The sequence below is a fragment of the Amnibacterium sp. genome (assembly GCF_025463795.1).
In the GTDB taxonomy this organism is placed as follows: domain Bacteria; phylum Actinomycetota; class Actinomycetes; order Actinomycetales; family Microbacteriaceae; genus Amnibacterium.
On the sequence record NZ_JAODBE010000136.1, the window covers coordinates 1 to 3,428 of the forward strand.

The following is a 3,428-nucleotide window of genomic DNA, read 5'->3' on the forward strand; positions in this document are numbered from 1 at the left end:
AGCGGCTATGCTGTCGGGCGCCGGGAGACGTCGCATAGTCCGGTCGAGTGCACCACCCTGCTAAGGTGGAGAACCCTATTAGGGTTCCGTGGGTTCAAATCCCACCGTCTCCGCTCCGCTACGGCGCTTCCCCCCGGAGGCGCCGTTTCTGGTCTCCGCCCTGGCGAGGGTCGCCACTTTCTGCTGGTCTCCGGCCCTCGAAGGAGCAGAAGGTGGCAACCCTCCATGGAGTTGCCGCGCGTGCAGTCGGCACGCGGACAATCGAGGCGTGGATCCGCACGCCGCACTCGCCGAGATCGCCTTCCGCCTCGAACGGGACCGCGCGCCCGTGTTCAAGATTCAGGCGTTCCGGCGCGCTGCGGCGGCCATCCAGGGTCTCGACGCCGACGAGCTCTCCGCCCGCGCCCGAGACGGCCGACTGAAGTCGACCCGCGGCATCGGCGGTCGCTCGTTCGAGGTGATCCAGCAGTCGCTCGACGGGGCCGTCCCGGTGTATCTGCAGCGGCTTCGCGACCAGGCCGACGAGGAGCTCACGCCGGAGGGACGGGCACTGCTCGCCCAGCTGCGCGGCGACCTCCACACGCACAGCGAGTGGTCCGACGGCACCACCCCCATCGAGCTCATGGTCGAGGGCGCGATCCTGCTCGGCCGCGAGTACACCGCGCTCACGGACCACTCGCCCCACCTCACGATCGCCAACGGGCTCACCGTCGAGCGGCTCGACGCGGAACTCGAGGTCGTAGCAGCGATCAACGAGCGATCCGACGGTTTCCGCCTCCTGTCGGGGATCGAGGTGGACATCCTCGAGGACGGCACCCTCGACCAGACGCCCGAGATGCTCGACCGCCTCGACGTCGTGGTCGCCAGCGTGCACTCGAAGCTCCGGGCGGACCACGACACCATGACGCGACGGATGCTCGGCGCCCTCGAGGACCCGCATCTCAACGTCTTCGGCCACATCACCGGCCGGCTCGTCGAAGGTGGCCGGGGCACGCGCCCCCAGTCCGAGTTCGACGCGGACGCGGTCTTCGCCGCCTGCGCCGCACGCGATGTCGCGGTCGAGATCAACTCCCGGCCGGAGCGCCAGGATCCCCCTGACGACCTCATCCAGCGAGCCCTCGATGCGGGCTGCCTCTTCAGCATCGACACGGATGCCCACGCGCCCGGTCACCTCGACTTCCTCGGGCTCGGCGCGGCCCGCGCCGCGGCGAACGGCGTGCCCCCGGAGCGCATCGTGACGACCTGGTCGGCGGAGCGGCTGCTCGAGTGGTCGCGGGCCGGCAGCTGACGCTTCGAAGCCCCCGCGCCGGACTGGTAGAGTCGTTCGGTCGGTTTCGAACCGGCATGCGCCCGTAGCTCAACGGATAGAGCATCTGACTACGGATCAGAAGGTTGGGGGTTCGAGTCCCTCCGGGCGCGCAGACAGAAGCCCTGGTCAGAACAGTAGTTCTTCGACCGGGGCTTCTTCCTTTGAGCCACGGCGACCGCGATGTGTGCACACTCCGCCGCTGGGTCGCCTGCGAGGGACGAGGGACCAGCGCCTCGGCCGCTTGTGCCGCGGCCTTGTTAGCGCCACGCAGTAGGTGCCCGTACAGATCGTTCGTGAGGGCGATCGAGGAGTGCCCTAGTCGCTTCGACACCACGGCCAGATCAACCCCCTGCGCGATCATGAGCGACGCGTGCTGGTGGCGCAGCCCGTGGAAGGTCATGGGCGGGAGTTGCGCTCGCCCCACGAGCGCCTCAAAGCGCTTCGTCACATACTGGGGCGCCAACGGGCTGCCGTCTTCCTGGGTGAAGATCCAATCGCTCCCGTGGTACAGGTTCTCCCAGGTGGCGCGATCGCTGTCCTGGGTGTCCCGCCACGTGAGGAACGCCGCGAGAGCAGCGGGTCCCAGACCCACCCGTCGGTTCTGGCCAGCCGCCGTCTTCGCGTCACCGGTCACCGCATGGCCGCCCGCGTCGACGCGTTGCCGGCGCACCACGAGCTCGCCCTCAGCAAGGTCAACGTCGCCCCACTGCAGGCCAAGCAGCTCCCCGCGTCGCAAGCCGGTGAACACTGCGATCTCGAACAGCGGGCCGAGCCGCTCGGTCGCCGCCGCTTGCAGGAAGAGCCCGACCTGAGCAGGCTCCCACACGTTCTGGCGGTGAGGCCGCTCCGGCGGGAGCGCGACGTTGGCTGCAGGGTTCACCTCGACGAGCTGGAGCCGGTGGGCAGTGCTGAGCGCGCTCGAGAGCACCGCGTGGATGCGTCTGACCGTGACGGTGCCACGGCCTGCGGCCAGTTGGTTCTGCAGAAAGCGATCGACGTGATGGTGGCGCAACTCGGTCAGCCGGAGAGGTCCCAGCGCCGGCATGATGTCGCGCTCGACGTATCGGCGGTACATCACCGCGGTCGAGGGGCGCAGGCCCTCGCTGATCCGACGGTCAAGCCAATCGGGCATCCATTGGCCGACGGTGAGCCCGCGGTGGTGCCGGAAACGGCCGGTGGCGATCTGGTCGACCAGCCGCGCGCGCTCCGCCTGCGCAGCCCGCTTCGTCGGATAGCCCATTCGGCGGACTTGTACACGTTGCCCGCTGCCGGGGTCCTTCCCACCTGAGAGCGCGAACCCCCACGACCCATGTTTGGGATCGCTGCTCAACCGGGGACACGTCGCGGCCCGGTTCGCGGGGCTCGGGCGATCCGGAAGCGCGGGATACAGGCGCCCGTCGCTTCGACGGCATCCGCATCGGCGATAGATGCCGGCCACGGAACCTCCTCGCCCGGATGGCGCACCCGAACTCCCGCAGTGTCAGGCGTCGGACCGACATCGCCGCAAGCCGTTGCTTCTCGCATGTCACGCTACGAGCCGCCCAACCTCCTCTCGGTCGCACTTCCTCCGCCCGTTCTCGCCCCTTCCCGCTTCGCTCGATCTGCCTCTCCGACTTTCTCGATCCCGATGGCGCCGCCCGCAACCCTCCGCCTCTCTTCCGGTCCCGCCACCACGTCCTTCACGCACACCTCATGCCCCGCCGCCCCCAGCCACCTTCTTCCGCCTGTGTCCACTCCTTCCCGCTCGTTGTCGTGCCCTGTCTTGGTCTGCTTCCTGAATACGCGAACCACCCTCGCTCAGCAATCTCTTCCGCTGAGTGAGGGTGGTTCGCGTACGGCACCCGCCGAGGAAGCAGACCAAGACAGGGCAAGACGCCCAAACCCCCGTCGCCAAACCCGTCGCACGCAACGACGGGGGTAACGACGGGGTTACTCATAGGGCGCCGCCCCGGTCCGTTCGCAGGCCGAGGCTCGCTCCCTCTCCAAGCCGGACATCGCGAACCAGTTCTCCCCAGGCCCCGAACCGCCCGCCGCAGCAACCCGTGTGGCATCCCGTCCGAGGGCGTCCGCTGAACCGGACATCAGCGAGTACGGGCGCGTATGGGCGGGAGTGGGCGAG

Annotated in this window: 1 protein-coding gene, 2 tRNA genes and 1 pseudogene; 3 read left to right on the plus strand and 1 reads right to left on the minus strand. The window is 68.9% G+C overall.

Going from position 1 to position 3,428, the window contains the following annotated elements; translation table 11 throughout:
* Window positions 1–23: 23 nt before the first annotated feature.
* The 3 genes from JWQ92_RS11900 to JWQ92_RS11910 all read left to right on the plus strand — a co-directional run bounded on the left by JWQ92_RS11900 (window position 24) and on the right by JWQ92_RS11910 (window position 1,419).
* A tRNA-Ser gene (locus JWQ92_RS11900) sits at window positions 24–113 on the plus strand.
* Between the two features lie 155 nt (window positions 114–268).
* Entirely contained in the window at window positions 269–1,288 is a 1,020-nt protein-coding gene (locus JWQ92_RS11905) for a PHP domain-containing protein (protein ID WP_297344675.1), read from the plus strand.
* Window positions 1,289–1,346: 58 nt separating this feature from the next.
* A tRNA-Arg gene (locus JWQ92_RS11910) sits at window positions 1,347–1,419 on the plus strand.
* A gap of 221 nt (window positions 1,420–1,640) precedes the next feature.
* Here the strand turns inward: JWQ92_RS11910 and JWQ92_RS16930 are convergent.
* Window positions 1,641–2,549 (minus strand): annotated as a pseudogene (locus JWQ92_RS16930) (tyrosine-type recombinase/integrase); the annotation flags it as partial.
* Window positions 2,550–3,428 lie beyond the last annotated feature (879 nt).